The sequence below is a fragment of the Micromonospora musae genome (assembly GCF_003626545.1).
Taxonomy (GTDB): Bacteria; Actinomycetota; Actinomycetes; order Mycobacteriales; family Micromonosporaceae; genus Micromonospora; species Micromonospora musae.
This window is the reverse complement of record NZ_RAZS01000004.1, coordinates 376,326-401,118: the sequence shown is the minus strand read 5'-3', so window position 1 is coordinate 401,118 and position 24,793 is coordinate 376,326. Positions and strand designations below refer to the sequence as shown.

The 24,793-nt window shown below is 72.4% G+C and carries 23 protein-coding genes; 15 read left to right on the top strand and 8 right to left on the bottom strand.

Annotated features, from left to right (window positions below; genetic code table 11):
* Window positions 1-166 precede the first annotated feature (166 nt).
* From D7147_RS13655 to serA, 4 genes are all read left to right on the top strand, one after another.
* Complete coding sequence (locus D7147_RS13655; protein WP_120677416.1) at window positions 167-2,047, top strand: acetolactate synthase large subunit; 1,881 nt, start codon at window positions 167-169, stop codon at window positions 2,045-2,047.
* 27 nt (window positions 2,048-2,074) lie between these two features.
* A complete protein-coding gene (gene ilvN, locus D7147_RS13650) occupies window positions 2,075-2,590 on the top strand; it encodes an acetolactate synthase small subunit (RefSeq protein ID WP_120677414.1) in 516 nt (171 codons plus the stop codon).
* Between the two features lie 102 nt (window positions 2,591-2,692).
* Window positions 2,693-3,706, top strand: a complete 1,014-nt coding sequence (gene ilvC / locus D7147_RS13645; RefSeq protein ID WP_120677412.1) for a ketol-acid reductoisomerase — start codon at window positions 2,693-2,695, stop codon at window positions 3,704-3,706.
* Window positions 3,707-4,264: 558 nt separating this feature from the next.
* Window positions 4,265-5,863 carry a phosphoglycerate dehydrogenase gene (gene serA, locus D7147_RS13640; RefSeq protein WP_120677410.1) on the top strand — a complete coding sequence of 533 codons (1,599 nt, stop codon included), beginning with the start codon at window positions 4,265-4,267 and terminating at the stop codon, window positions 5,861-5,863.
* 78 nt (window positions 5,864-5,941) lie between these two features.
* On the opposite strand, the gene D7147_RS13635 is transcribed toward serA, so the two are convergent.
* Both D7147_RS13635 and D7147_RS13630 read right to left on the bottom strand, forming a co-directional pair.
* Window positions 5,942-6,298 (bottom strand): hypothetical protein, encoded by a 357-nt coding sequence (locus tag D7147_RS13635; RefSeq protein WP_120677408.1) that lies wholly within the window; start codon window positions 6,296-6,298, stop codon window positions 5,942-5,944.
* Between the two features lie 315 nt (window positions 6,299-6,613).
* Window positions 6,614-7,459 carry an FAD:protein FMN transferase gene (locus D7147_RS13630; RefSeq protein ID WP_120677406.1) on the bottom strand — a complete coding sequence of 282 codons (846 nt, stop codon included), beginning with the start codon at window positions 7,457-7,459 and terminating at the stop codon, window positions 6,614-6,616.
* A gap of 222 nt (window positions 7,460-7,681) precedes the next feature.
* Between D7147_RS13630 and D7147_RS13625 the strand changes: the two genes are divergently transcribed.
* Together D7147_RS13625 and D7147_RS13620 are read left to right on the top strand one after the other, a co-directional pair.
* Complete coding sequence (locus D7147_RS13625; RefSeq protein WP_120677404.1) at window positions 7,682-8,713, top strand: 3-isopropylmalate dehydrogenase; 1,032 nt, start codon at window positions 7,682-7,684, stop codon at window positions 8,711-8,713.
* Window positions 8,714-8,985: 272 nt separating this feature from the next.
* On the top strand, window positions 8,986-10,083 hold the full coding sequence (locus tag D7147_RS13620; RefSeq protein WP_120677402.1) for a branched-chain amino acid aminotransferase: 1,098 nt from the start codon (window positions 8,986-8,988) through the stop codon (window positions 10,081-10,083).
* Window positions 10,084-10,342: 259 nt separating this feature from the next.
* Here D7147_RS13620 and D7147_RS13615 read toward each other — a convergent pair whose 3' ends face one another.
* The 3 genes from D7147_RS13615 to D7147_RS13605 all read right to left on the bottom strand — a co-directional run bounded on the left by D7147_RS13615 (window position 10,343) and on the right by D7147_RS13605 (window position 12,256).
* Window positions 10,343-11,092 carry a tyrosine-protein phosphatase gene (locus D7147_RS13615; protein ID WP_407663339.1) on the bottom strand — a complete coding sequence of 250 codons (750 nt, stop codon included), beginning with the start codon at window positions 11,090-11,092 and terminating at the stop codon, window positions 10,343-10,345.
* A gap of 54 nt (window positions 11,093-11,146) precedes the next feature.
* Window positions 11,147-11,605 carry a PRC-barrel domain-containing protein gene (locus D7147_RS13610; protein ID WP_120677398.1) on the bottom strand — a complete coding sequence of 153 codons (459 nt, stop codon included), beginning with the start codon at window positions 11,603-11,605 and terminating at the stop codon, window positions 11,147-11,149.
* 123 nt (window positions 11,606-11,728) lie between these two features.
* The gene (locus D7147_RS13605) at window positions 11,729-12,256 is read right to left on the bottom strand and encodes a carboxymuconolactone decarboxylase family protein (RefSeq protein ID WP_120677396.1); all 528 of its coding nucleotides are present in this window, start codon (window positions 12,254-12,256) and stop codon (window positions 11,729-11,731) included.
* A gap of 409 nt (window positions 12,257-12,665) precedes the next feature.
* On the opposite strand from D7147_RS13605, the gene cimA reads away from it, so the two are divergent.
* Window positions 12,666-14,249 carry a citramalate synthase gene (cimA, locus tag D7147_RS13600; RefSeq protein ID WP_120677394.1) on the top strand — a complete coding sequence of 528 codons (1,584 nt, stop codon included), beginning with the start codon at window positions 12,666-12,668 and terminating at the stop codon, window positions 14,247-14,249.
* 19 nt (window positions 14,250-14,268) lie between these two features.
* Here cimA and D7147_RS13595 read toward each other — a convergent pair whose 3' ends face one another.
* A complete protein-coding gene (locus D7147_RS13595) occupies window positions 14,269-15,267 on the bottom strand; it encodes an endonuclease/exonuclease/phosphatase family protein (RefSeq protein ID WP_120677392.1) in 999 nt (332 codons plus the stop codon).
* Between the two features lie 363 nt (window positions 15,268-15,630).
* Here D7147_RS13595 and D7147_RS13590 point away from each other — a divergent pair, with 363 nt between their 5' ends.
* From D7147_RS13590 to arfB, 8 genes are all read left to right on the top strand, one after another.
* Window positions 15,631-16,128: a hypothetical protein gene (locus tag D7147_RS13590; RefSeq protein WP_120677390.1), complete on the top strand. Its 498-nt coding sequence runs from the start codon at window positions 15,631-15,633 to the stop codon at window positions 16,126-16,128.
* Window positions 16,129-16,324: 196 nt separating this feature from the next.
* Entirely contained in the window at window positions 16,325-17,371 is a 1,047-nt protein-coding gene (locus tag D7147_RS13585; protein WP_120677388.1) for an AAA family ATPase, read from the top strand.
* On the top strand, window positions 17,368-18,384 hold the full coding sequence (locus D7147_RS13580) for a DUF58 domain-containing protein (RefSeq protein WP_407663338.1): 1,017 nt from the start codon (window positions 17,368-17,370) through the stop codon (window positions 18,382-18,384). Before D7147_RS13585 ends, D7147_RS13580 begins: the two co-directional genes overlap by 4 nt.
* Window positions 18,381-19,340, top strand: coding sequence for a VWA domain-containing protein (locus tag D7147_RS13575; protein WP_120677384.1), 960 nt, complete (start codon window positions 18,381-18,383; stop codon window positions 19,338-19,340). The genes D7147_RS13580 and D7147_RS13575 overlap by 4 nt, the downstream gene beginning before the upstream one ends.
* Before the next feature lie 49 nt (window positions 19,341-19,389).
* Entirely contained in the window at window positions 19,390-20,256 is an 867-nt protein-coding gene (locus tag D7147_RS13570; protein ID WP_120677382.1) for a S1C family serine protease, read from the top strand.
* A gap of 82 nt (window positions 20,257-20,338) precedes the next feature.
* On the top strand, window positions 20,339-21,136 hold the full coding sequence (locus D7147_RS13565) for a hypothetical protein (protein ID WP_147437396.1): 798 nt from the start codon (window positions 20,339-20,341) through the stop codon (window positions 21,134-21,136).
* 156 nt (window positions 21,137-21,292) lie between these two features.
* Window positions 21,293-21,592, top strand: a complete 300-nt coding sequence (locus D7147_RS13560) for a hypothetical protein (RefSeq protein WP_120677378.1) — start codon at window positions 21,293-21,295, stop codon at window positions 21,590-21,592.
* Between the two features lie 175 nt (window positions 21,593-21,767).
* Complete coding sequence (arfB, locus tag D7147_RS13555; protein WP_120677375.1) at window positions 21,768-22,193, top strand: alternative ribosome rescue aminoacyl-tRNA hydrolase ArfB; 426 nt, start codon at window positions 21,768-21,770, stop codon at window positions 22,191-22,193.
* A 60-nt stretch (window positions 22,194-22,253) separates the two neighbouring features.
* On the opposite strand, the gene D7147_RS13550 is transcribed toward arfB, so the two are convergent.
* Together D7147_RS13550 and D7147_RS13545 are read right to left on the bottom strand one after the other, a co-directional pair.
* Complete coding sequence (locus D7147_RS13550) at window positions 22,254-23,144, bottom strand: 3-methyladenine DNA glycosylase (RefSeq protein ID WP_120677373.1); 891 nt, start codon at window positions 23,142-23,144, stop codon at window positions 22,254-22,256.
* Window positions 23,145-23,178: 34 nt separating this feature from the next.
* Entirely contained in the window at window positions 23,179-24,534 is a 1,356-nt protein-coding gene (locus D7147_RS13545) for a hypothetical protein (protein WP_120677371.1), read from the bottom strand.
* Window positions 24,535-24,793 lie beyond the last annotated feature (259 nt).

Genomic DNA, 24,793 nt, shown 5'->3' with positions numbered 1-24,793 from the left:
CTGGTCGCTGCGAGTACTTATCTGAGCGCACTCTCCCTGATCGAGAGTGCGCTGGCCCCGTGCATCTGCACGAGGGCCGTTTTTATTGCCATCGGACCCAAGCGGAACGCCCGCGTTCCATCCGCACCACACGCCGCACCCACTCCAGCCGAAGGCCTGAACCGCCATGACGAGACCCACGCCAGAGACCCTCGCCCACTCCGCACGTAGAGCCCGCGCGGCCGCCTCGACGGCGACCGACGCCGAACCCGTCGCCCGGGCCGCCGCCGGTCCGGCCGCTCCGGCGGTACGGACACCCGCCCCGGCCGAGGTCTCCGGGGCCGGCTCGCTCGTGCGGTCGCTGGAGGCGCTCGGCGTCGACGTCGTCTTCGGTATTCCGGGCGGCGCGATCCTGCCGGCGTACGACCCGCTCTACGACTCCACGGTCCGGCACATCCTCGTCCGGCACGAGCAGGGCGCGGGGCACGCGGCCACCGGCTACGCGCAGGCGACCGGGCGGGTCGGGGTCTGCATGGCCACCTCCGGCCCGGGCGCGACCAACCTGGTCACCCCGATCGCCGACGCGTACATGGACTCGGTGCCGATGGTCGCCATCACCGGCCAGGTCGCCCGCCCGGCGATCGGTACGGACGCCTTCCAGGAGGCGGACATCCAGGGCATCACCCTGCCGGTCACGAAGCACAACTTCCTGGTGCAGCACGCCGAGGAGATCCCGCAGGTGCTGGCCGAGGCGTTCCACCTGGCGAGCACCGGCCGGCCCGGCCCGGTGCTGGTCGACATCCCGAAGGACGTGTTGCAGGCCAGCACCACCTTCACCTGGCCACCGACGCTCGACCTGCCCGGCTACCGGCCGACCCTGCACCCGCACGGCAAGCAGATCCGCGAGGCGGCCCGGCTGATGGCGAGCGCCCGCCGGCCGGTCTTCTACGTCGGCGGCGGGGTGCTCAAGGCCGGCGCCACCGACGGGCTGCGGCAGCTCGCCGAGCTGACCGGGATCCCGGTGGTGACCACGCTGATGGCGCTCGGCGCGTTCCCGGACTCGCACCGGCAGCACCTCGGCATGCCGGGCATGCACGGCACGGTCGCCGCGGTCTACGGGCTGCAGAAGGCCGACCTGATCGTGGCGCTCGGCGCCCGCTTCGACGACCGGGTCACCGGTCGGGTGGAGTCGTTCGCCCCGGACGCCACAGTCGTGCACGCCGACATCGACCCGGCGGAGATCGGCAAGAACCGGCACGCGGACGTGCCGATCGTCGGCGACGCCCGGCACGTGATCGACGAGCTGATCGCCGCGGTCACCGCCGAACGGGCGGCCGGACACAGCACGGACCTCGACGACTGGTGGCACCAGCTCGACGACCTGCGCGAGCGTTACCCGCTGGGGTACGAGGAGCCGGCCGACGGCACCCTCTCCCCGCAGTACGTGATCAAGCGGCTGGGCGAGATCGCCGGCTCGGACGCCATCTACGTGGCCGGCGTCGGTCAGCACCAGATGTGGGCCTCACAGTTCATCTCGTACGAGAAGCCGTACACCTGGTTGAACTCCGGCGGCCTCGGCACGATGGGTTACGCGGTGCCCGCCGCGATGGGCGCGAAGGTCGGCAAGCCGGACGTGGTGGTCTGGGCGATCGACGGCGACGGCTGCTTCCAGATGACCAACCAGGAGCTGGCGACCTGCGCTCTGGAAGGCATCCCGGTCAAGATCGCCGTGATCAACAACGGCAATCTCGGCATGGTCCGCCAGTGGCAGACGCTCTTCTACGGGGAGCGTTACTCGAACACCGACCTCGGCACCCACAAGCACCGCATCCCCGACTTCGTGAAGCTGGCCGAGGCGCTCGGCTGCGTCGGTCTGCGGTGCGAGACCGCCGAGGACGTCGACAAGACCATCGCGGCGGCCATGGAGATCAACGACGCGCCCGTGGTCATCGACTTCGTGGTCGGCAAGGACGCGATGGTGTGGCCGATGGTGCCCGCCGGCACCAGCAACGACGAGATCATGTTCGCCCGCGGCGTCCGCCCGGCGTTCGACGAGGATGACATCTGAGATGAGTGAGCGAAGCGAGGTCACGGCATGACGATGCACACGCTGAGCGTGCTCGTGGAGAACAAGCCGGGTGTCCTGGCCCGGGTCTCCGGGCTCTTCTCCCGCCGCGGGTTCAACATCGACAGTCTGGCGGTCGGCGAGACCGAGAACCCGGACGTCTCCCGGATCACCATCGTGGTCAACGCGGAGTCGTCCCCGCTGGAGCAGGTCACCAAGCAGCTCAACAAGCTGGTCAACGTGCTCAAGATCGTTGAACTCGACCCGCAGGTCTCGGTCGCCCGGGAGCTGCTGCTGGTCAAGGTTCGCGCGGACCGGTCCAGCCGCAGCCAGGTGCTGGACACGGTAGGCCTCTTCCGGGCCCGGGTGGTCGACGTCGCGCCGGACACGTTGACCATCGAGGCCACCGGCACCCCGGACAAGCTGGACGCGTTGCTGCGCGACCTCGAGCCCTTCGGCATCAAGGAGATGGTCCAGTCGGGACTCGTGGCGATCGGGCGTGGTTCTCGTTCGATCACCGCCGGCCCCGCCCTGCGAGCCGCCTGAGCCACCGGCGGGGGCGGCACCGGGCCGCCCCCGCACACCACCGGACACATCCGCACAACCACGACGGGCCAGCCGGGCCGCCGTACGAAAGGGAAAGTTCCAATGAGCGTTGAGGTGTACTACGACGACGACGCCGACCTGGGCCTGATCCAGGCCAAGAAGGTCGCCGTCATCGGTTACGGCAGCCAGGGCCACGCCCACGCCCTGTCGCTGCGCGACTCGGGTGTCGACGTCGTGATCGGTCTGCCGACGGGCTCGAAGAGCCGGCCGAAGGCCGAGGAGCAGGGCCTGCGGGTGCTCACCCCGGCCGAGGCGGCCGCCGAGGCCGACGTGATCATGATTCTCGCGCCGGACACCGCGCAGCGTAGCCTGTACGCGGAGTCGGTCGCCCCGAACCTGGCCCCGGGCAAGGCGCTGCTCTTCGGCCACGGCTTCAACATCCGCTACGACCTGATCAAGCCGCCGGCCGACATCGACGTGGCGATGATCGCGCCGAAGGGCCCGGGTCACCTGGTGCGCCGCCAGTACGTCGACGGCAAGGGCGTGCCGGTGCTGGTCGCCGTCGAGCAGGACGCCACGGGCAACGCCTTCGCCCTGGCGCTGTCGTACGCCAAGGGCATCGGCGGCACCCGGGCCGGCGCCATCCGCACCACCTTCACCGAGGAGACCGAGACCGACCTCTTCGGTGAGCAGGCGGTGCTGGCCGGCGGCGCGACCGCGCTGGTGCAGACCGGGTTCGAGGTGCTCACCGAGGCGGGCTACGCGCCGGAGATCGCCTACTTCGAGTGCCTGCACGAGCTGAAGCTCATCGTCGACCTGATGTACGAGGGCGGCATCGCCCGGATGCGTTACAGCATCTCGGACACCGCCGAGTACGGCGACCTCTCCCGTGGCCCGCGCGTCATCGACGGCCGGGTCAAGGACGAGATGCGCAAGATCCTGTCCGAGATCCAGTCCGGCGAGTTCGCCCGCGAGTGGATCGGTGAGGACGACGCGGGCCGCCCGAACTTCGCCAAGTGGCGGGCCGAGGGCGCGGCGCACCCGATCGAGGAGACCGGGCGGAAGCTGCGCGGCATGATGAGCTGGGTCGACCGGCCGATCACCGAGACCGCCTGAGAGGGTGTTTGCGGAGGCCCGCCCGTAGCGAGCCGGGTGTGCCAGGCGGCGTTCGGCAAGGCGGAGGTTCGCCCGGATACCGGTGTTGTATCCGGGCGGACCGACAACGCCGCCGGGCGTCGCCTGGGGCCGGCGCAGTAGGGCCTGGCCTTCGCAAGCACCCTCTGAAAGCCTTCTCCTCCGGCCGCCCGTCGGGTATGCCCCGGGCGGCCCACCGACGGCCCCGACGTGGCGCTCTCCCCAGCGCCGCGCCGGGGCCGTCGGCCATCGACGGACGGGACCGGCAGGTCTCGTCGCGAGGTGCCCCCACGATCGTCGGCGGTCGCCCGTCGACCGGCTCACCGGGTCGACGCCAGGTGAACGGGGGATTAGCGTGCTGCGACAACTCCGTGTGAGGGCCCTCACCTCGATGTCCGGGACACGTGGGGCAATGCGCCCCCTACCATCGCTCATAGGTGCGCGAAGCCGGCACCTGACGGCCATGATCCGGTTCGGCGCAGGGCGCAGTGCGGCGTCCGACGGCCCGGCCGACCGCTCTGACTACAGCTACGAGGACCGATGAATCCTGTCGTACTGATCGCCGAAGAACTCGCCCCCGCCGCCATCGAGGTACTCGCGCACGACTTCGACGTCCGTCACGTCGACGGCACCGACCGTGCCGCGCTGCTCTCCGCCCTCGCCGAGGCCGACGCCGTCATCGTGCGCAGCGCCACCCAGATCGACGCCGAGGCGATCGCCGCCGCCCCGCGGCTCAAGGTGGTCGCCCGCGCCGGCGTGGGTCTGGACAACGTGGAGGTGCCGGCCGCCACCGCGCGAGGCGTCATGGTCGTCAACGCGCCCACCTCCAACATCGTCTCCGCCGCCGAGCAGGCCGTCGCACTGCTGCTCGCCGTCGCCCGCAACACCGCCAGCGCCAGCGCGGCGCTCAAGGCGGGGGAGTGGAAGCGGTCGAAGTACACCGGCGTCGAGATCCAGGGCAAGACGGTGGGCGTCGTCGGCCTCGGCCGCATCGGGGTGCTCTTCGCGTCTCGGATCGCGGCCTTCGGCACCCGGCTCATCGCGTACGACCCGTACATCCAGCCGGCCCGTGCCGCGCAGCTCGGCGTACGCCTGGTCGGCCTGGAGGAGCTGCTGCGGGAGAGCGACTTCATCTCCATCCACCTGCCGAAGACCCCCGAGACGGTCGGTCTGATCGGTGAGAAGGAGCTGGCCGTCGTCAAGCCGGGGGTACGCATCGTCAACGCCGCGCGCGGTGGGCTCGTCGACGAGCAGGCCCTCGCCGACGCGATCGCCGAGGGGCGGGTCGCCGGCGCGGGCGTGGACGTCTACGCGAAGGAGCCGTGCACGTCGTCGCCGCTCTTCGCCTTCGACAACGTGGTGGCCACCCCGCACCTGGGCGCGTCGACCCACGAGGCGCAGGACAAGGCCGGCCTGGCCGTGGCGAAGAGCGTGAAGCTGGCGTTGCAGGGCGAGTTCGTGCCGGACGCGGTGAACGTGCAGGCGGGTGGCGTCGTCGCCGAGGACGTACGCCCGTTGCTGCCGCTGGCCGAGAAGCTCGGCCGGGCGTTCACCGCGGTCGCCGGTGGGATCGCCGCCAGCGTGACCGTCGAGGTACGCGGCGAGATCGTCGAGCACGACGTCTCGGTGCTCAAGCTCGCCGCCACCAAGGGCCTGTTCAGCTCGGTGGTCGAGGAGCAGGTGACCTACGTCAACGCGCCGCACCTGGCCGCCGAGCGGGGCGTCGAGGTCACCCTGGCCGCCCAGGCCGAGACGGTCGAGCACCCGAACCTCGTCACCGTTCGCGGCGCCCTGCCCGACGGCCGTACGGTCAGCGTCTCCGGCACGGCGACCAGCGCCGGCACCCGCGACGTGCTCAAGCTGACCGAAGTGGACGGTTTCGACGTGGAGATCGGTGCGGAGGGCATCCTGGTCTTCCTCCGCTACGCCGACCGGCCCGGCGTGGTCGGCACCGTCGGCACCCTGCTCGGTGAGGCGGGCGTCAACATCGCCGCGATGCAGGTGGCGCGCCGCGAGGCCGGCGGTGAGACGCTGATGACGCTCACCGTCGACCAGGCCCTCGGCGCCGATCTGCTCACCTCGGCCGCCGACTCGATCGGCGCGACCGCGGCGAGCGCCGCTGACCTGCGCGACGAGTGAGCTGAACGCAGCACGACGGGGGGCCCGGCGGATCCGCCGGGCCCCCTGGCGTGCTGCAGCGGTAGCCGGTGCCGGGGCTCAGTGAGGTACGCGGGCCGGCGGCGGGTAGACCGAGCCGTCCTGCGCGTCGAAGAGCATGAGCCGGTGCTCACCGGCGAGCCGCTCGATGTCGAGCAGCACCTGGTCCTCGCAGGCGGGGTTCAGGTTCATCTCGATGTGGTCGGCGGCCGCGTGCAGCGGCGCGACCTCCCACGGGGTGCCCTGCGCCGCCGGACGATCCGGGTAGCTGGCGGTGATCGCACGGTAGAAGGCGACCAGTCGGTGATCCGGCTGGCGCTTGGCGTGTTCTCCCTGCCGGCACCGCTGCACCGCTGCTCGTACGTCCTCGGGCGTCGCCCCGTCCATCAGGGCCCACACGCTCAGATCGAAACTCACGGCGCACAGAGTGCCATTCAACGTTCACCATGTCGAAACTGCCCCGCCGCAGGCCAGCCGTCTGGTTCCCGTCATCCCGCCAGGACGGTCCGCTGTGGAGACTCTTGCGTCGAGTTGCGTCGATTCGCTAGCGTACCGGTGCGGTCACCGGCCGGGCACTGCGACGTCGACCCGTCTTCGGGTGGCGCGGTCGACCCCGGCCCGACCGGCCCGCACCCCTCGAATGCGCGAGCCACGCGCACTCGTCGCTGACCGGCCCCCACGGTCGTTGCCGCGGGCGTGGGGGCCGATCGCCGACCCGCGTATCGCAGATCCTCAACGACGGTCGGCGAAGAGCGCCCGGTAGTCCGAGGCCTCCTTGAACCAGGCCAGCCCCGCCGGGCCGGCCGCGTAGAGCGCCGTGGCGTACGCGTCGGCGACCGTCAGGTCCGGGCCCACCACCGTCGCGGCGAGCAGTTGTTCGGCCGGCTGCCCGGTGTGCGGGTCGACGACGTGTCCCTGCCGGCCGCTCACCCCGGAGGTGCCGACCGCGCCCGCGGTCATCTCCAGCACCAGCGGCTGACGATCGTGCTCGACCGGGTGGTGCACGGCGATCCGCCAGGGCCCACCGTGCGGGGCGTGTCCGCGTACGACCAGGTCGGCGCCGCAGACCACGGCGTAGTCGTGGACCCCGTTGGCGCGTAGCCGGGCGGCCGTGCGCTCCACCGCCCAGCCGCCGAGCAGGCCGCCCGGGTCGAAGCCGCCGGGGACCGCCCAGGCGTCGAACCAGCCGTCGGTCGCCGCGCGCATGGCGGCGCAGCGATCCACGAGGTCGGCGAGGGGCGGGTAGGACTCGGCGCCGATCTCGCCCCGACGCAGCCGGGAGACGAGGCTGTCCGGCCGGGTCGGGCCGTAGGTGAGGTCGATCGCACGCAGTTCGGCCACCGCGTCCCGCAGTGCCTCGCCGACGGCCCGGCGGCCCAGCCAGGTCGGCGCGTTGAGCAGCAGCGTGTACTCGGCGGTGGTCGTCCGGACGGTGTGCTGTACCGCGATCAGGTCGGGCCGGACCGAGGGAGAGCGGTCGACGCGGCGGGCGGGGCTCCCGAGCCGCAGGTCGGGTCGGCGGTGCCGGAAGGCGGCCGGGTCGGGCCAGCGGGTCCGTGGCTGCTCGTCGATGCGCATGGCGAATCGCCCCCTTGCGAGTGGTGGCAGCGACGGCGCGGCCACCGGCGCGGGCCCCCGTCGACCCACCCACGACCAGGCTAGGCAGCGAAGATGACTGCTTCATGAAACTCAGCTGGGAGGGTCCTGTGCATCGGCATGTCTCATGATATGGACTCCGCGTACCGGAACGCGGGACGTCCGCGTACCGTGGGCCGAAACGGCGAGCAGAGGAGCGCAGGCGTGGCACGGATCGCGGTGGTGGCCGGGGACGGAATCGGTCCCGAGGTGGTCGCGCAGGCCCGCAAGGTCCTCGACGCGGTGCTCCCCGGCGTGCAGGCCACCGAGTACGACCTCGGCGCGGCTCGCTGGCACCGGACCGCAGAGGTGCTGCCGGACTCGGTCCTGACCGAGCTGGCACAGCACGACGCGATTCTGCTCGGCGCGGTCGGCGACCCGACCGTGCCCCCCGGGGTGCTGGAACGTGGCCTGCTGCTCAAGCTCCGGTTCGCCTTCGACCAGTACGTCAACCTCCGGCCGTCCCGGCTCTGGCCCGGAGTGCCCGGCCCGCTCGCCACCGTGAAGCCCGGCGAGGTCGACCTGGTCGTGGTGCGGGAGGGCACCGAGGGGCTCTACGCCGGGGCCGGCGGGACGCTGCACCGCGACACCCCCGCCGAGGTCGCCACCGAGGAGAGCCTCAACACCCGGCACGGGGTGGAGCGGGTGATCCGCGACGCGTTCGCCCGCGCCGGCCGTCGGGAACGCCGCAAGGTCACCCTGGTGCACAAGACCAACGTGCTCACCCACGCCGGCTCGCTCTGGTCGCGCACCTTCGAGGCGGTCGCCGCCGAGCACCCCGACGTCAGCACCGAGTACCAGCACGTCGACGCCGCCGCGATGTTCCTGGTCACCCAGCCGCAGCGCTACGACGTGGTGGTCACCGACAACCTCTTCGGCGACATCCTCACCGACATCGCCGCCGCCGTGACGGGCGGCATCGGGCTGGCGGCCAGCGGCTGCATCAACCCGGAGGGGACGTACCCCTCGATGTTCGAGCCGGTGCACGGCTCCGCGCCGGACATCGCCGGCCAGGGCGTGGCCGATCCGGTCGCCGCCGTGCTCTCCGCCGCCCTCCTGCTCGACCAGCTCGGGCACGCCGACGCCGCGACCCGGGTCAGCGCCGCCGTCGCCACCGAACTGGCCAACCGAGCGCCGGGCGTACCCGTACGCACCGCCGAGGTGGGCGACCGGCTCGCGGCCCTCGCGGCGGGCTGAACCGGCGGGTGGTGGCGACCGGCCGAGCGCGGACTCGGCCGGCAGGCTAACGGCGGCCGTCAGCGGTGGTCCCGGTGCCGGTCGAACCGGCCGGGGCTGCCGAAGCGGAGCACGCTTGCGACGCCTGCACCGGGCCCCGGTACCGTTCTTTCGGCGCAGCTCGGCGAGCCGGGCGGCGCTTTCCCCTGAACGAACGTTCGGGGTAAGTTTCTGGGCACCACATCGTCGGCGTGCGGTCGCGCATGCCGTTGTCCGGTAGGGAGGTCAGCGCGATGAGCGGTGGTGACAAGCTCGACTTCGAGACCCGTCCGAATCCCGCACCGGTATCCGCCGCGGATCGGGCCGCCATGCTGGCCAATCCCGGCTTCGGCCGGATCTTCACCGATCACATGGTGACCATCCGCTACGCCGACGGCAAGGGCTGGTACGACGCCCGGGTCGAGGCGCGCGCGCCGATCCCGATGGACCCGGCCGCCGCCGTCCTGCACTACGCGCAGGAGATCTTCGAAGGGATGAAGGCGTACCGCACCAGCGACGGTGGGGTGACCTTGTTCCGTCCGGAGGCGAACGCGGCCCGGTTCGCCGTCTCCGCGAAGCGGATGGCGATGCCGGTGCTGCCGCCGGAGACCTTCGTCGACTCGCTGCGGCGGCTCATCGAGATCGACCGGGACTGGATCCCGACCGACCCGGAGGGCAGCCTCTACCTGCGGCCGTTCATGTTCGCCAGCGAGGTCTTCCTCGGCGTCCGCCCGGCCACCGAGTACCTCTACGTGGCGATCGCCTCGCCCGTGGGGGCGTACTTCAGCGGCGGGGTGAAGCCCGTCTCGGTCTGGGCGACCCCGGACTACACCCGCGCCGCCCCGGGCGGCACCGGCGCCGCGAAGTGCGGCGGCAACTACGCCGCCTCGCTGGTCGCCCAGGCGGAGGCGATCGAGCACGGCTGTGACCAAGTGGTCTTCCTCGACGCGGTGGAGCGCCGCTACGTCGACGAGCTGGGCGGCATGAACGTCTTCTTCGTCTACGACGACGGGAGCGTGGTGACGCCGCCGCTGACCGGCGCGATCCTGCCCGGCATCATCCGGGAGTCGGTGCTCACGCTCGCCGCGCAGGCGGGGCACCGGGTGGAGGAGCGCCCGGTCAGCTTCGACGACTGGCAGGCGGACGCGACCAGCGGTCGGCTGCGGGAGGCCTTCGCCTGCGGCACCGCCGCCGTCGTCACCCCGATCGGCCAGGTGAAGTCCCCGGACGGCGAGTTCCTGATCGGCGGCGGTGAGCCGGGCCAGGTCACCATGGCGCTGCGTCAGCAGCTGGTCGACATCCAGCGCGGCGACGCCCCCGACCCGCACGGCTGGGTCACCCGGCTGCTTTGAGAGACTGTCGGGAAACCCTGCGGCGGCTACGGCGGGCCCAGCCGACGACCGGCGGCGTTGGAGATTCGTCCGGATACAACACCGGTATCCGGACGAATCTCCGCCTTGCCGGATCGCCGGCTGGACTCCGCCTCGCTCGCCCCGGGGTTTCCCGACAGTCTCTGAGCGGAGCGGGCCCCTTCCCGACCGAGCCGGTCGAGAAGGGGCCCGCGCCAGACGTCGTACGCCACCGCGCGTAATCCGCCGGCGTCGCCGCAGGTCACTCCAGCAGATGGTCGCGGAGTGCGGCGAGCTGGGCGTCGGTCACCCCGGCGTGCCGCAGGTAGCCCTCGACGGAGCCGTACCCCTCCCGCAGCTCGGCGAGGAAGAGCAGCATCGTGTCGGAGGGCGAGGCCAGGAACGGCGGCGGCAGCTCCTCGGCAGCCGGCGTCGTGGCGGCCAACCAGGCGCTGAACCGCTCCGACGCCGCGCTGCTCAGGGCGTAGTCCGCGGCGATCTCGTCGTCGGCGACACCGAGTACGGCCAGGGTCAGCGCGCAGACGATGCCGGTGCGGTCCTTGCCGGCCACGCAGTGCACCACGACCGGCCCGCTGGTGGCGTCGGAGATCAGCCCGAGCGCCTCGGCCAGCCCGGCCGTGCCGGTCTGCGCCAGGTCGGCGTAGCGGTCGGCGAGGTAACGCGCCAGGCTCGTGCCCGACTCGTACGGCACCTGCCCCCACTCCGCGTGCTCCGGGTGGATGTGCCGGTAGGTGAGGCCCGGCCAGTCCGGCACCCGGCCGTCGCGCTCCACCTCGTGAGAGCGGCGCAGGTCGATGACCGTCCGGATGCCGAGGGCGGTGAACGCGTCCCGGTCGTCCTCGTTCAGCCGGTGCAGGGAGTCGGAGCGGTAGAGCCGGCCCCGGCGTACGGTGCGTCCGTCGTGACCGGCGTAGCCGCCGGCGTCGCGGAAGTTGAAGATCGTGCCGAAGGGGATGTGTCGATCGACCTCGGTGGCGTCCACGCCTGACACGTTACCGGCCGGCGGGGCGGTACCCCACCGGCCGATAGGAACAGGAACAACCGTTTACCGAGCGGTACCCGGCGGGATGGCCGAGTACGTGTCGCTGTAGTAACCACCGAGCTTCTCCCGGTAGGCCGGGTCGGTGTCGGCGGTCTCGTCGAACTCGGGCGCGGCCTTGATCTGGTCCTTGCTCCGGTCGACGTAGACCTTCCGCTCGTCGTGGTCGACGTGGTTGACGGTTCCGGCGGGAACCATGACCTTCTTGCCGAAGATCCACGGACCGGTGTCCACCACCAGGTAGCTGGAGCTCACCTCGTGGCTGGACCGGTCCACCTTGCCGATGCCACCGTCGTTCGCCTCCACCTTGTAGCCCACCAGGTCGACGCCGGAGACCCCGGCGTCGTCCCGGTATCGCCACGGGTCGAAGGTGCCGCCGGGTGTGCCACCCGGGAAGGCGCTGCTGTCACCGGGTACGAGCGGGTCCGGCGTCCCGTGGGTCGTTCGAGGGTCGAGCCGCTCCATGGCGTTTCACTCCTCTTCTCGACTGATCGGGGGGTGGTGCCCTGTCTGTCCCATGTCCTACCCGCCGTCGAGATCGCTACACCCGGGCCGACGCGGAAATGGGTCGGGGCGGGCCGGCGGCTTTCAGGCCAGCGCGGACTCCGTGTCGTACGCGACGGCGGTGGCCTGCACCACGGCGGCGATCCGGAGCCCCTCGTTCACCTGGTCCGGGCCGATGCCCGCGGCGCGCAGCTTCTGCTCGTGCGACTCCAGGCAGACCTCGCAGCCGTTGATCGCGGAGACGGCGAGGCACCAGAGCTCGAAGTCCACCTTCGGCACGCCCGGCCGGGCGACGATCTGCATCCGCAGCCGGCCGTGGATCGACAGGTACTCCTCGTCGAGCATGTGCTTCGCCCGGTAGTAGACGTTGCTCATCGCCATGATGGTGGCGGCGCCCTTGGCCGCCTCGATCGCCTCCGGGGCGAGATGTTCGGCCGCCTCGGCGGCGATCTCCCGCAGCACCACGGGGTTGCGGGCCGCCACCGCGCACGCCAGCGCGGTGCCCCAGACCTGGGTCGGGGTGAGCGGGGAGTCCTGGATGGTCGACCGGAGGTTCTGGCCGACGTCCCTGGCGTACCCGGGCAGACCCGCCTTGACCGCGTCCACTCCCATGTCAGGCTCCGGCGGGGTCGTAGGCGGGGAAGTGGTCACCGGCAGTGAGCACGGCTCCTCCTGGGCAGCGGCGAACGGGCCGGGTACATCCTCCACCCGGGGGTGGCCCGGCAGCGTGTGAAGCAGCTCACGGAAACGCTGTTCTGCCTCGTGGTGGCCGGTCCTCGCGGTGTCGGGAGGCTCCGCCGCTGTCCCGGGATGTGGATTCCGCTTCCCAAAATCAACTGACGGGTGGAAGAGTACCGAACGTGACCAGCTCCGCCCTGATTCTTAGCAACTAGCGCGCCCGGCTCCCCGCCGAGCGCGCAGACCTCCCGCGTCAGCGGGGGGTCTTTTTGTTGCCGGGGCGGCCCGCGCGGCCGCGACCACCGCTCGTTCGTTCCCGCACCTCGGTCCAGAAAGGCACGTCATGACGTTCCAGGTCTACGACACGACGTTGCGCGACGGTGCGCAGCGTGAGGGGCTCAGCTACTCGGTGGTCGACAAGCTGGCCGTGGCGCGGCTGCTCGACGAGTTCGGCGTCGGGTTCATCGAGGGCGGCTGGCCCGGTGCGGTGCCGAAGGACACCGAGTTCTTCCGGCGCGCGACCAAGGAGCTCGACCTGCGGCACGCACTGCTCGTCGCGTTCGGCGCCACCCGCCGGGCCGGCGTCCCGGTCGCCGAGGACCCGCAGGTCCGCGCCCTGCTCGACGCGGAGACGCCGGCGGTGACCCTGGTCGCCAAGGCCGACCTGCGACACGTCGAACGGGCGCTGCGCACCACCCCGGCCGAGAACCTCGCGATGATCCACGACACGGTGGCGTACCTGGTCGCCGAGGGTCGTCGGCTCTTCGTCGACGGCGAGCACTTCTTCGACGGCTACCGGCAGGACGCCGAGTACGGCGCCGCGGTGGTGGAGACCGCGCTGGCCGCCGGAGCCGAGGCGTTCGTCCTCTGCGACACCAACGGTGGGATGCTCCCGTCCCAGGTGACCGCCGTGATCGCCGACCTGACCGCCCGGCTCGGCGTCGGCCCCGAACGGCTCGGCATCCACTGCCAGAACGACACTGCCTGCGCGGTGGCGAACACCGTCGCCGCCGTCGAGGCCGGGGTCCGGCACTTCCAGGGCACCGCGAACGGCTACGGCGAACGGCCGGGCAACGCCGACCTCTTCGCGGTGGTCGCCAACCTCCAACTCAAGCTCGGGCTGCCCGTCCTACCAGCGGGCTGCCTGGAACAGATGGTGCGGGTCTCGCACGCCATCGCCGAGATCGCCAACATCGCCCCGGACACCCATCAGGCGTACGTCGGGGCTGCTGCCTTCGCCCACAAGGCCGGGCTGCACGCGAGCGCGATCAAGGTCGACCCGTTGCTCTACAACCACGTGGACCCGTCCGTAGTGGGCAACGACATGCGGATCCTGGTAACCGAGATGGCCGGCCGGGCCAGCGTCGAGCTCAAGAGTCGCGAGCTCGGGCTGGACCTGGCCGGTCATCCGGAGACCCTGTCCCGGGTGACCCGGCGGGTCAAGGAGCTGGAGGCCGGTGGCTGGTCGTTCGAGGCGGCGGACGCCTCGTTCGAGCTGCTGGTCCGCTCCGAGCTACCCGACGGCGCCCCGCCCCGGCCGTTCGCCCTCGAGTCGTACCGGGTCCTCGTGGAGCACCGCGAGGACGGCGCGGTGGTCTCCGAGGCCACCGTCAAGATCCGCGTACGCGGTGAGCGGGTGATCGCCACCGCCGAGGGGAACGGCCCGGTCAACGCCCTGGACGAGGCGCTCCGGGTCGGTCTGGTGCGGCACTACCCGGAGCTGCGCGAGTTCGAGCTCGCCGACTACAAGGTGCGCATCCTCGACGGCAGCAGCGGCACGGACGCGGTGACCCGCGTACTGCTGGAGACGGCCGACGGCGCGGGCCGGGACTGGACCACTGTCGGTGTCCACCCCAACGTGGTCGAGGCGAGCTGGCACGCCCTCGTCGACGCGCTCACCTACGGGCTGGCCCGCAGCCGGGTCTGAACCCGGGGCGCGTGACCGGTCACGAAGCGGGCAGGCTCAGGGTGGCCAGCACCGCCCGGTGGTCGCTGCCGCTCAGGCCGAACACCTCGACCGAACGGGCGGCGATCCGGCGGTCGACCAGGACGTGGTCGATGGCGACCGGAGGGATCAGGTCCCCGTCGTACGGGCCCCACGTGCCGACCAGCCCCTGGCCGGTGGCGTCGGCGGCGTCGACGTAGCCGGTGTGCAGCAGAGCACGCAACGGGCCGTGATCGAGGGTCGCGTTGAAGTCCCCGGCGAGGATCCGCAGCATCCCGTCGGGGGTGGCCGGTGGCTGGGCCGCCAGGTCGGTGCGCCAGAAGTCGACCTGGTCGATCGCGTACGGGGCGGACGGGTGCGCGGACTCCACCCGCACCGGCGGCGCGCCGGGAACGGCGATCGTGCCGTACGCCTGGGTGAAGCCCCAACCGCCGCGGTTGTGGCGTACGCCCGCGTCGCTGATCGGGAAGCGTGAGTAGAGGCCGGAGCCGGGCGTCCCGTCGACCGCGTTGAGCTGTCGGTACGGCAGCAGCCGGTCGAGTCCGAGCCGGTCGAGGTCGGCCTGGGCAGCGGGGGTGAACTCCTGCACGACCAGCACGTCGACCCGGTTCGCCCGGACCAGTTCGGCCAGGGTGTGCGGATCCGCGGCGCCCGCGAGCAGGTTGGCGGTGAGCAGTCGTACCGCCGGACCGGCCACCGGTAGCGGCGTCGAGGAGAGCGCCCGGGGCGCCACCACCCCGACGAGCGCGACGGTGGTCACGGCGGCGACCAGCGCGGGCCAGTGGCGGCGCAGCGCGAGCGTGAGGACCAGGGGCAGGAGGCTCCCGGCCGCGACGTACGGGGTGAAGGCCAGCGCCTGCACGAGCGGCCCCCGGTCCAGCCCGATGAGCCGTATTGCCGTCCAGGTGGCGCCCGGCAGCACGGCGAGCCAGCAGAGTACGGCGATCCAGCGGCGCTGTGGGTGGCCGACCGCTCGCCGCTCCGGAACCTCGACGATCATGTCGGAAACCTATCCCGGCGTGCCCGCCGATGGTGGCCCGACGGATCCCGCAGCCCATTTTCGTGAATGCTGCTGGATTCGTCTTTCACAATTTTTGCGATCGGCGTAGGGCGATTTTCCAGATGGCTTCCGCTATTGACTCCCTACTTTTTGCGGTGCTACGTTCCACCTGGTCGGAGCGCCGCCACGGTGAGTAGTAATAGCTGCTCAGAGTGGGTGCAGTCATCGGGAAAACGATATTGAAGGTGCGCTGGATCTTATTTCTCGGTGATGTGTGGCGAGGTGCCCGACAGTTAGCAGGGCACTAACCGTCCCGCCCCGCGGGTCGGCCGAATTCGCACGGTCACACAAGGGAGACCTGTCATGACCACACCATTCCGACGTAAGGCGATCGCGGTCGTGTTCGCCGTTCTCGGGCTCACCCTCGCCGGGGGCGGGATCGCCATCGCCCAGCCCGCGGCACAGGCGCCCGGCCAGCCGGCGGCCCGCGCGAGCAGCACCCAGCCGGCGGTGACGGCGGAGTCGACCCGCTCGGCCCGGGCCGCCCTCAAGGCCGGCGTGGGCACGCTCGCGGCGAGCAACGTCGGCACCGTCGTCAACGCCAACGGCACCAAGGCGCGCGGCAGCGGCGTCGTGATCAAGTACGGAACCGGCCAGTACGAGGTCCAGTACGGCTACGTCGTCAGCTCCGCGGTCTACCAGGCCACCATCGGCCGCCCGGACGCCTGCTGCATCCCGCCGGGCGGGGAGGTCGTGGTGGCTCCGCGGCTGAGCACGCCGAACGGGGTCTTCATCCAGACCCGCAACTCCGCCGGCACCCCGGTCGACCTGCCGTTCCACCTGGTCGTCCACAGCTACTGACGGCACCGCCACGCGACCCCCGCGCGATCGCCCGCGCGGGGGTCGCGTCGTTCACTTCGACCGTTTTGGCCCCGGGACTGCCGGCTCGGGGTCTGCCTTGGCCGTCCGGGTGAATCGTCCCGCTCCGGTCGTCGAAGGGTCGGCCAGGGCCGCACAATCCGACGTTTGTCGCCCGGTCGCCCGGGAAGCATGCACCGTGACGGACATCTCGGACACCCTGGCCAGCGTGCCCAGCCCGGTCGAAGACGAACCGACAGCCGCCGAGCTGGAACAGACCCTCTCCGAGGTCAAACGCGTGATCGTCGGGCAGGACCGGCTCGTCGAACGCCTGCTCGTCGCCCTCGTCGCCGACGGGCACTGCCTCCTGGAGGGGGTACCTGGCGTGGCCAAGACGCTGGCCGCGCAGACCCTCGCCACCGTGGTCGGCGGCACCTTCTCCCGGATCCAGTTCACCCCCGACCTCGTACCGTCGGACATCGTGGGCACCCGGATCTACCGGGCCTCCCAGGAGAGCTTCGATATCGAGCTGGGCCCGGTGATGGCGAACCTGGTGCTCGCCGACGAGATCAACCGTGCCCCCGCGAAGGTGCAGTCCGCGCTCCTGGAGGCGATGGCGGAGCGGCAGGTCTCCATCGGCGGGCGCAGCCACCCCGTACCGTCGCCGTTCCTGGTGCTGGCCACCCAGAACCCGATCGAGTCGGAGGGGGTCTATCAGCTGCCGGAGGCGCAGCGGGACCGCTTCCTCATGAAGGTCGTGGTCGACTACCCGAGCGACACCGACGAACTGGCGATCCTGTACCGGATGAGCACCGATCGCCCCAAGGCCCGGCAGGTGCTCGACCCGGACCGGCTGCGCCGCCTGCAGAGCCACGCGGAGCGGATCTTCGTCCACCACGCCGTCGCCGAGTACGTGGTCCGGCTCATCCTGGCCACCCGGGATCCGGGACGGTTCGGGCTCACCGAGATCGAGCCGATGCTCGCGTACGGGGCGAGCCCCCGCGCCACCCTCGGCCTGGTCTCCGCCGCCCGGGCGCAGGCGCTGCTGCGCGGCCGGGGGTACGTGCTGCCCGAGGACGTCCGTGAACTGGCCGTCGACGTGCTCGCCCACCGGCTGGTGCTGACCTTCGACGCGGTCGCCGACGGCGTCACCGCCGAGTCGGTGGTACGCCGACTGGTCGAGGTGGTGCCCCCGCCACGGCTCGCACCCCAGCCCGAGCAGGCGTCGGACCTGGCGGCGGCATGATGCGCACGGGCCGGGGGCCCGCGGCCGTTCCGGCCGGTCCACGCCTCGCCGACCTCGCCCCCGACCAGCGTCTGCGCCGGCTGGAACTGACCGTCACCCGGCGGCTGGACGGGCTGCTGCACGGGCAGTACCGCGGCCTGCTGCCCGGACCCGGCAGCGAGCCGGCGGGCAGCCGCGAGTATCGGCCGGGCGAGGACGAGGTGCGCCGGATGGACTGGGCCGTCACCGCCCGCACCACGGTGCCGCACGTGCGAGTGGTCGACGCCGACCGGGAACTGACCACGTGGCTGCTGGTGGACGCCAGCGCCAGCATGGAGTTCGGCACCGCGGAGTTGGACAAGCGGGAACTCTCCGTGGCGGCGGTGGCCGCCGTCGGTTTCCTCACCGCCGGAGTCGGCAATCGGCTCGGCGCCCTGCTGGCCGCGCCGGCGGGGCTGCGCCGCTTCCCGGCCCAGAGCGGGCGCACCCACCTGCTCGGCCTGCTCCGCGCCCTGCTGGCCGCGCCGCGCACCGCCGACCACGACGGGGCGCCCGGCGGGTTCGAGCCGCCGGACCTCGCCGACGCCCTGCGCTCCGCGGAACGGGTCGCCACCCGGCGCGGGCTCGTGGTGGTGGTCTCGGACTTCCTCGACGGCCTGCCCGACGACCCCGACCGGCCCCCACCCTGGGAGCGCGGCCTGCGCCGACTGGCGGTACGGCACCAGGTGCTCGCCGTGGAGGTGACCGACCCGCGTGAGCTGGAGCTGCCCGACGTCGGGCTGATCACGCTGATCGACCCGGAGACCGGCCGCCGCCGCGAGGTGTGCACCTCGGACCGGCGGCTGCGGGAACGGTACGCCGCCGCCGCGGCCGCCCAACGCGACCAGGTACGCCACGCGTTGCGCCGCAGCGGGGCCACCCATCTGCCGCTGCGCACCGACTCGGACTGGTGCGCCGACATCGCGCGGCACGTGCAGTCGCAGCGTCGGCTGGCGGCGGCGCCGGCCGGCTCGGCGTCGGGAGGTGTGGCGTGATCTGGCTCTCGCCCGCCCGGCTCTGGCTGCTGCTCGGTGTGCTCGCCCTCGCGGTGGGCTACCTGCTCGTGCAGCGACGGCGCAGCCGGTACGCCGTCCGCTTCACCAACCTGCGGCTGCTCGACCGGATCGCGCCGGAGCGTCCCGCATGGCGTCGGCACGTGCCCGCCGGGCTGTTCCTGGCCATGCTGGCGCTGCTGGTGGTCGGCTTCGCGCGGCCCACCGCCGAGGTGCGGGTGCCCCGCGAACGGGCCACCGTCATGGTGGCGGTGGACGTCTCCACCTCGATGCTCGCCACCGATGTGGACCCGGACCGGCTCGCCGCCGCCAAGGGCGCGGCGAAGCGCTTCGTGGACGGGCTGCCCGAAGAGTTCAACGTGGGCCTGGTCGCCTTCGCGGGGAGCGCGGCGGTCCTCGTGCCGCCCGGCACCGACCGCGAGGCGTTGCACGACGGGATCGGTCGGCTCGCCGACGGGATCACCGGCGTGCAGGGGACCGCGATCGGCGAGGCGATCAACACCTCACTCGGCGCGGTCAAGGGTCTGGACAGCGAGGCGGCGAAGGAGCCCCCGCCGGCTCGGATCGTGCTCCTCTCCGACGGGGCGAACACGTCCGGCCTGGACCCGATGGAGGCCGCCGTCGAGGCGGTCGCCGCGAAGGTGCCCGTGCACACCATCTCGTTCGGCACCCCCGGCGGCTTCGTCGACCAGGGCGGCCGGCCGATACAGGTGCCGGTGGACGGGAAGACCCTCGAGGCGGTGGCGCAGGAGACCGGCGGGATGTTCCACGAGGCCAGCACCAGCGACGAACTGCGCGCGGTCTACGAGGACATCGGTACCTCGGTCGGCTACCGCACCGAGCGGCAGGACGTCTCGGCCCGCTTCATCGGACTCGGTCTGGTGTTCGCGATGGGCGCGGCGGCGGGCTCGATGCGCTGGTTCTCCCGCCTGCCCTGAGTGGGCGTCGGCGGGCCGGTCCCCGCAGGACTTTCCGTGAGGAGTACGCATGGCAGTACAGACCGGACTCGGTGAGCCGCGCGGTCCGTGGTTCGTCTCGCCGGAGCTGGACCCGGAGGGGAGGGCCCGACGGGAGGCGGAGGCGGCGGCACGCGACGGCGCCGCCCGGCGCTGGCGCGGCCGGTTGCTGACCGCGTTCGTGGTGATCGCCCTCTCCACCGTCTCCGGTGCCGCGGCGGGTGGCTGGGTGGCCAGCCGCGGTGGCGCCCCGGGGGAGTCGGCGGCCTCCGCCGCCCCGGTTCCGGCGGAGCTGGTCACCGCCGCCGAACGAACCGTTCCGGGGGTGGTCTCCGTGCTGGCCGGCGGCGCGGGGACCGGCGGCGGGGCCACCGGCTCCGGCTTCGCCATCGACGACCAGCAGCACATCATCACCAACGACCACATCCTGGCCAAGGGAGGTGGTGGTTCGGTGACCGTCGAGCTGCCCGACGGTCGGCGCTACACCGCCGAGGTGGTGGGCCGGGAGCCGAGCAGCGACCTGGCCGTGCTCCGGGTGCCGCCGTCCGCCGGCCTGTCGCCGCTGCCGCTCGCCAAGCCGGGCACCACCCGCGTCGGCGAGCCCGTGCTCGCGGTCGGCTCTCCGCTCGGTCTGGCCGGCACCGTCACGGCCGGGATCGTGAGCGCCGTCGACCGGCAGGTACGGCTGGGCCAGAACCGGCACACCGCGGTACAGACCGACGCCTCGATCAATCCGGGTAACTCGGGTGGCCCGCTGGTCAACGCACGAGGCGAGGTGGTCGGGGTGAACACCGCGATCGCCACGATCGACGGCAACGGCTCGATCGGCATCGGCTTCGCCATCCCGATCGAGCAGGTGCAACAGACCGCCGACACCATCATCGGCAAGGGCGGCTGACCGGCTGCCACCGCCGTCCGCCCACACGATCGCGCCCGGCCGGGGGTGGCTCGACCTGCGCCGTGCTGACACCATGCCGTCCATGACGGGGGACGTGGCACGGCAGCGCAGCACCCACGAGGCTGGATTCCGTCGGTGGTCCACGTGGTGGCAGGTGCTGCGGGTCGTGCTGCTCGTGCTCTGGATCTGCTGGGCGGCGTCGAGTTGGTGGTCGGCGCCACGTCAGGCGAGCACGGCACGGGCCCGAGCGGACCTCTCCGCCGGGCGGATGGTGTCCTACCAATGGGCCGCCGGGTGGGACAACACTGCCGACTGGAGCTGGGCAGAGGATCGGGGGTTGTGGCTCAGCGGCCGTGCCGGGCCGCTCTTCGTCTGGCGTACGGGTGACTGGCGGGTGCACTACGCCGAGTTCGATCGCGACTTCACCGGCCCCACCGAGCCCGGCTCCTTCGACGCGACGCAGTACTCCGGCGCGGAGGCCGCCGCCTTCGACCAGCTCCTGCAATCCGCCGAGCTGGATCGGCGGTGGCAGGGGATGGATTCCCCACCTCCGCTGGGGAACCTGGCGGCGCTGCTCATGCTCGGCCTCCTGACGGTGCTGGTGCTCGGGCCCGCTCCCGCCCGAGGCACCCGCTGGTTCTGGTTCTGGGTGCTCACCGGGGTTCCGTTCGGCCTCGGACTGATCTGGTGGCTCGGTCGGGAACGTCCCTGGCACCCCGCCGAGCCAGCACCACCGACCGCGGTCGGCCGCGACCCCCGGGACCGGTGGTACGCCGGTCTGCTCATCGGGATAGCGACCTCCATCGCGGCGAGCCTGCTGCTGTACGGACTGCGACAGGTGTTCGGCGAGTGGTACGTACCCCACGACGCCGGCAGTTGACGTTCCGTCTCTCGCGGGCGATCGGCGGAATCCGCCGTTGCCGGGGCGACCGAGGTCGGCGCGTTGCCGCTGGTGGGAAGGTGCCCACTGTCGGATATCCGGCGCGGGACCATCGGCCGATGGAAATATTACGCTGGGTATGGATTACTGGCGTGGGTGGAAGGTCCTCTCATCGCGGTCCTCCTGCTGGTGGGCCTGCTCATCGGAAGTGGTGTGGGGTCGGCGTACACGCGCGCGCGGCGCGGCTGGACCGACTACCAGACGGTCAAGAAAACTGTGCCGACCGCGCGTAAGACGGCCTGGCTGCTGATCCGTGGCGTCACCACGAAGGTCGGTGTGGTCGCCCTGCTGCTGATCGGCGCCGTGGCCTACGCCGCCGTCGCCCCGGACGACGACGAGTCGGCCGGGCCGGCGCCGAGTCCGTCCGCGACCTCGAGCGAGCGGCCGGGACGCTAGTGCGGTGTCCAGAAACGTTCACCGGGCCGCGCCGGGTCCAGACGACGACCGGCGGCGTTGGAGTCGGGCCTGGATACAACACCGGTATCCAGGCCCGGCTCCGCCTTGCCGGATCGCCGCCTGGACCTCGCCGCGACACCGCCAACGTTCCTGGACAACGCACTAGCCTCAGGGTGTGGATGGCGATGTGCGGGTGACCGACAGGTGGACAGTCCCCGCCGCCGAGCTGCGGGAGCGCTTCTCCCGGTCGTCCGGCCCGGGCGGGCAGGGTGTCAACACCGCCGACACCCGGGTCGAGCTGAGCTTCGACCTGGCCGGCTCGGCCAGCCTGCCCGAGTCGTTGCGGACCCGGGCGCTGGAGCGGCTCGCCGGGCGGCTCGTGGACGGCGTGCTGACCATCACCGCCAGCGAGCACCGGGCGCAGCTGGCCAACCGTGAGGCGGCTCGGGAGCGACTCGCCGGGCTGCTGCGTGAGGCGATCGCGCCACCGCCCCCGCCCCGCCGGCCGACCCGTCCGTCCCGAGGGGCAAAGGAACGCCGCCTGGCCGAGAAGAAGCGCCAGTCCCAGCGCAAACGGGACCGCCGCGTCGACGGCGAGTAGCCGCCGCCGGGGCCGGCCGAGCACACCGTCCGGCGCACAACGGCACCGATCCGGGACGCCTCACCTGCGCGTTGTGAGCGCCGGCCCCTCGCACTCCGCGATGAGGCGCGCCCGCAGCGGCGCCGCGCGCTCCGCGAACGAGCGCTGCGCCTGCACGTACTCGTGCCTGCCCTCGACCGTCTCCACCCGCACCGGCGGGTAGCCCAGGTCGGCGAGGTCGTACGGCGACGCCCGCATGTCCAGCGTGCGGATGTCCCGGGCCAGCGCGAAGGCGTCGGCGACCAGCTCGCTCGGGACCAGCGGGGAGAGCTTGTACGCCCACTTGTAGAGATCCATGTTGGCGTGCAGGCAGCCCGGCTGCTCCAGCGCGGGCTGGGCCTCCCGGGACGGGGCGAGCAGGTTCAACGGCCGGGCCGGCGCCGTGAAGAACCGGTACGCGTCGAAGTGGCTGCACCGGATCCGGTTCGCCTCCACCGTCCGCGCGGTCTCCTCCGGGCTGAGCCGCAGCGGCCAGGCGTTGTGCCGTACCTCCGCCTGGGTCTGCCGGTAGACCATCGCCCACTCGTGCATTCCGAAGCAGCCGAGGTGCGGTTGGCGGCCGGCGGTCGCCGCGAGGAGCGTACGGATCCAGTCGATCGACTCGGCGCGCCGGGCGCGCACCGCGGCCGTGTCGAGCATCACCCCGGCGCCGCTCGCCCGGTAGTCGCGGCCGAACTCGGCCGGATCCGCGCCGCTCAGCAGCACGCCCGGACCGGGGTGCCAGCGACGTAGCTGCGCCGGACGGTGCGAGTAGTAGGTGAAGAGGAAGTCCTCCACCGGGTGCTTCTCGCCCCGACGCCGTCGCGCCAGGTGCGGGGTGAGCCAGCCGTCGACCCGCTCCTCGTGGGCGTGCCGTCGCGCCCGCCAGTCGGCCGCGTCGAGCACGGCTGACGGGGTGAGGGCGGCGGTCACCGCACCAGCGTACGACCGCCGTCCGCTCCGCCGATCAGGGCACGTCGACCCGCACACCGGGGGAGAAGACCCCGCTGCGCAGCTCCAGCTGCTTCGGCGGCTCCCGCCCGTCGACGCTGAAGACCAGCGGCAGGACCACCCGGCTCCCGGCCTCCAGCGGCTGGGCGAAGATGTCCCGGCCGAGGTTGGCCATCCGGGTCGCCGGCTCGTCGGTCGTCACGAACCGGCCACCCGGCAGGTATGCCCGTTGCAGCTCGCCGTGCCACGCCTGATGCTCCGGGGTCAGGTTGCGCACCCCGACGGTGGCCTGACACTGACGTCGGCCGACGTCGGCCGGTCCGGCGCAGGCGACCCGGTACACGGTGAACTCGAAGGCCGCCTCGCGCAGTGGCACCCCCATCGGCCCGGCGACGCCCTTGCCGTGCCACGCGCCGCTCGTCGGCTGGCTGTCGGTGTCGATCGAGGTGACCTGACGGGTGGCCGTCCAGCCGGCGACCCCGATCACGCCGGCGAGCACCGCCACGGCCGAGGTGACGAGTAGCCAGACGGGCGGCTTGCGCCGTCGCGCCGTCGCCCGGGGCGCCGCCGGGCGCGGATAGATGGTGCCGCGGCCGTGCCGAGGGTCCCGGGCGGGCTCCGGGTCGCCGTCGCCGTCGGCCAGGGCGGAGGCGACCGTCCGTCGCCGTCGCCGCCACAGCCACCAGCCCGTCGCCGCGCCGAGCAGCACCACGGCGATCGGCACGCCGATCAGCACCGGCCGTTGCCACGCCGGGGTCGCCGTCTCCTTCGCCGACGGACCCGCCGCCGCGTTCCAGGTGGCGGTGGCGCAGTCGTACGGCCGCCTGCCGTCGCTGGTGAAGGCGCAGGCGGGTGCGGTCATCGGCTGACCCGTCGGCGCCTGCGCCAGCGAGGTGTTCAAGGTGGTGACGCTGTTCGCCGGCAGCTTGAGGCGCCAGGTCACCTCGCTCGCCGACTGGCCGGCGACGCGGCTGGCCTGGCCGCCGGCGGAGATGATCGAGGGCGCGGCTCCGGGAGGCAACTCCTGCCGGACCGTGGTGTCCACCGGCGTGCCGCCGGTGTTGCGCACGTGGATCCGGTAGGCCGGGGCCGGCGTGGGTGCCGGGGCCACCGCCACGGTGACCGGCGGCTTCGGTGGCGGTGGCAGCGCCCGGGTGGGCGTGGGGACCGCCGGTGGCGCCGCGGGCATGCCCGGCTGCTGGGACGGCGACGGCGAAGACCCCGAGGACGAGGGCTCCGGCGCCACCGCCGGTCGTGGCCGTGCGGCGGCCGGATCGGGCAGCACCGCGGGCAGGGCCGGCACGGCGGCGAGGATTCCCAGGCAGTGTACGAACACCGCGAGGGCCTTCTGGTGTCGTGTCGATGCAGGCATACGAACGAACCTCCGGAGCCGACGCTAGGGGCGGGGACACGTCGTGCGGGTATGACTTGCCGAAACCCGCCCCGGCGCCCGCCGAGTCGCGTACGCTCCGCGGCCCGGTCCCTCGGACGGGCGTTCCGCGCTGGCCGTCGAGCGGTGTGCCGGAGCGCGGGGTGTCCCGTCCGCCGGCCCCGTCCGCCGAGCCCATTCGGCCCCGCCCGCCGACCCGTGCCGGCCCCGCCCGGCTTCCGACGGGCCCCGCCTGTGGCGT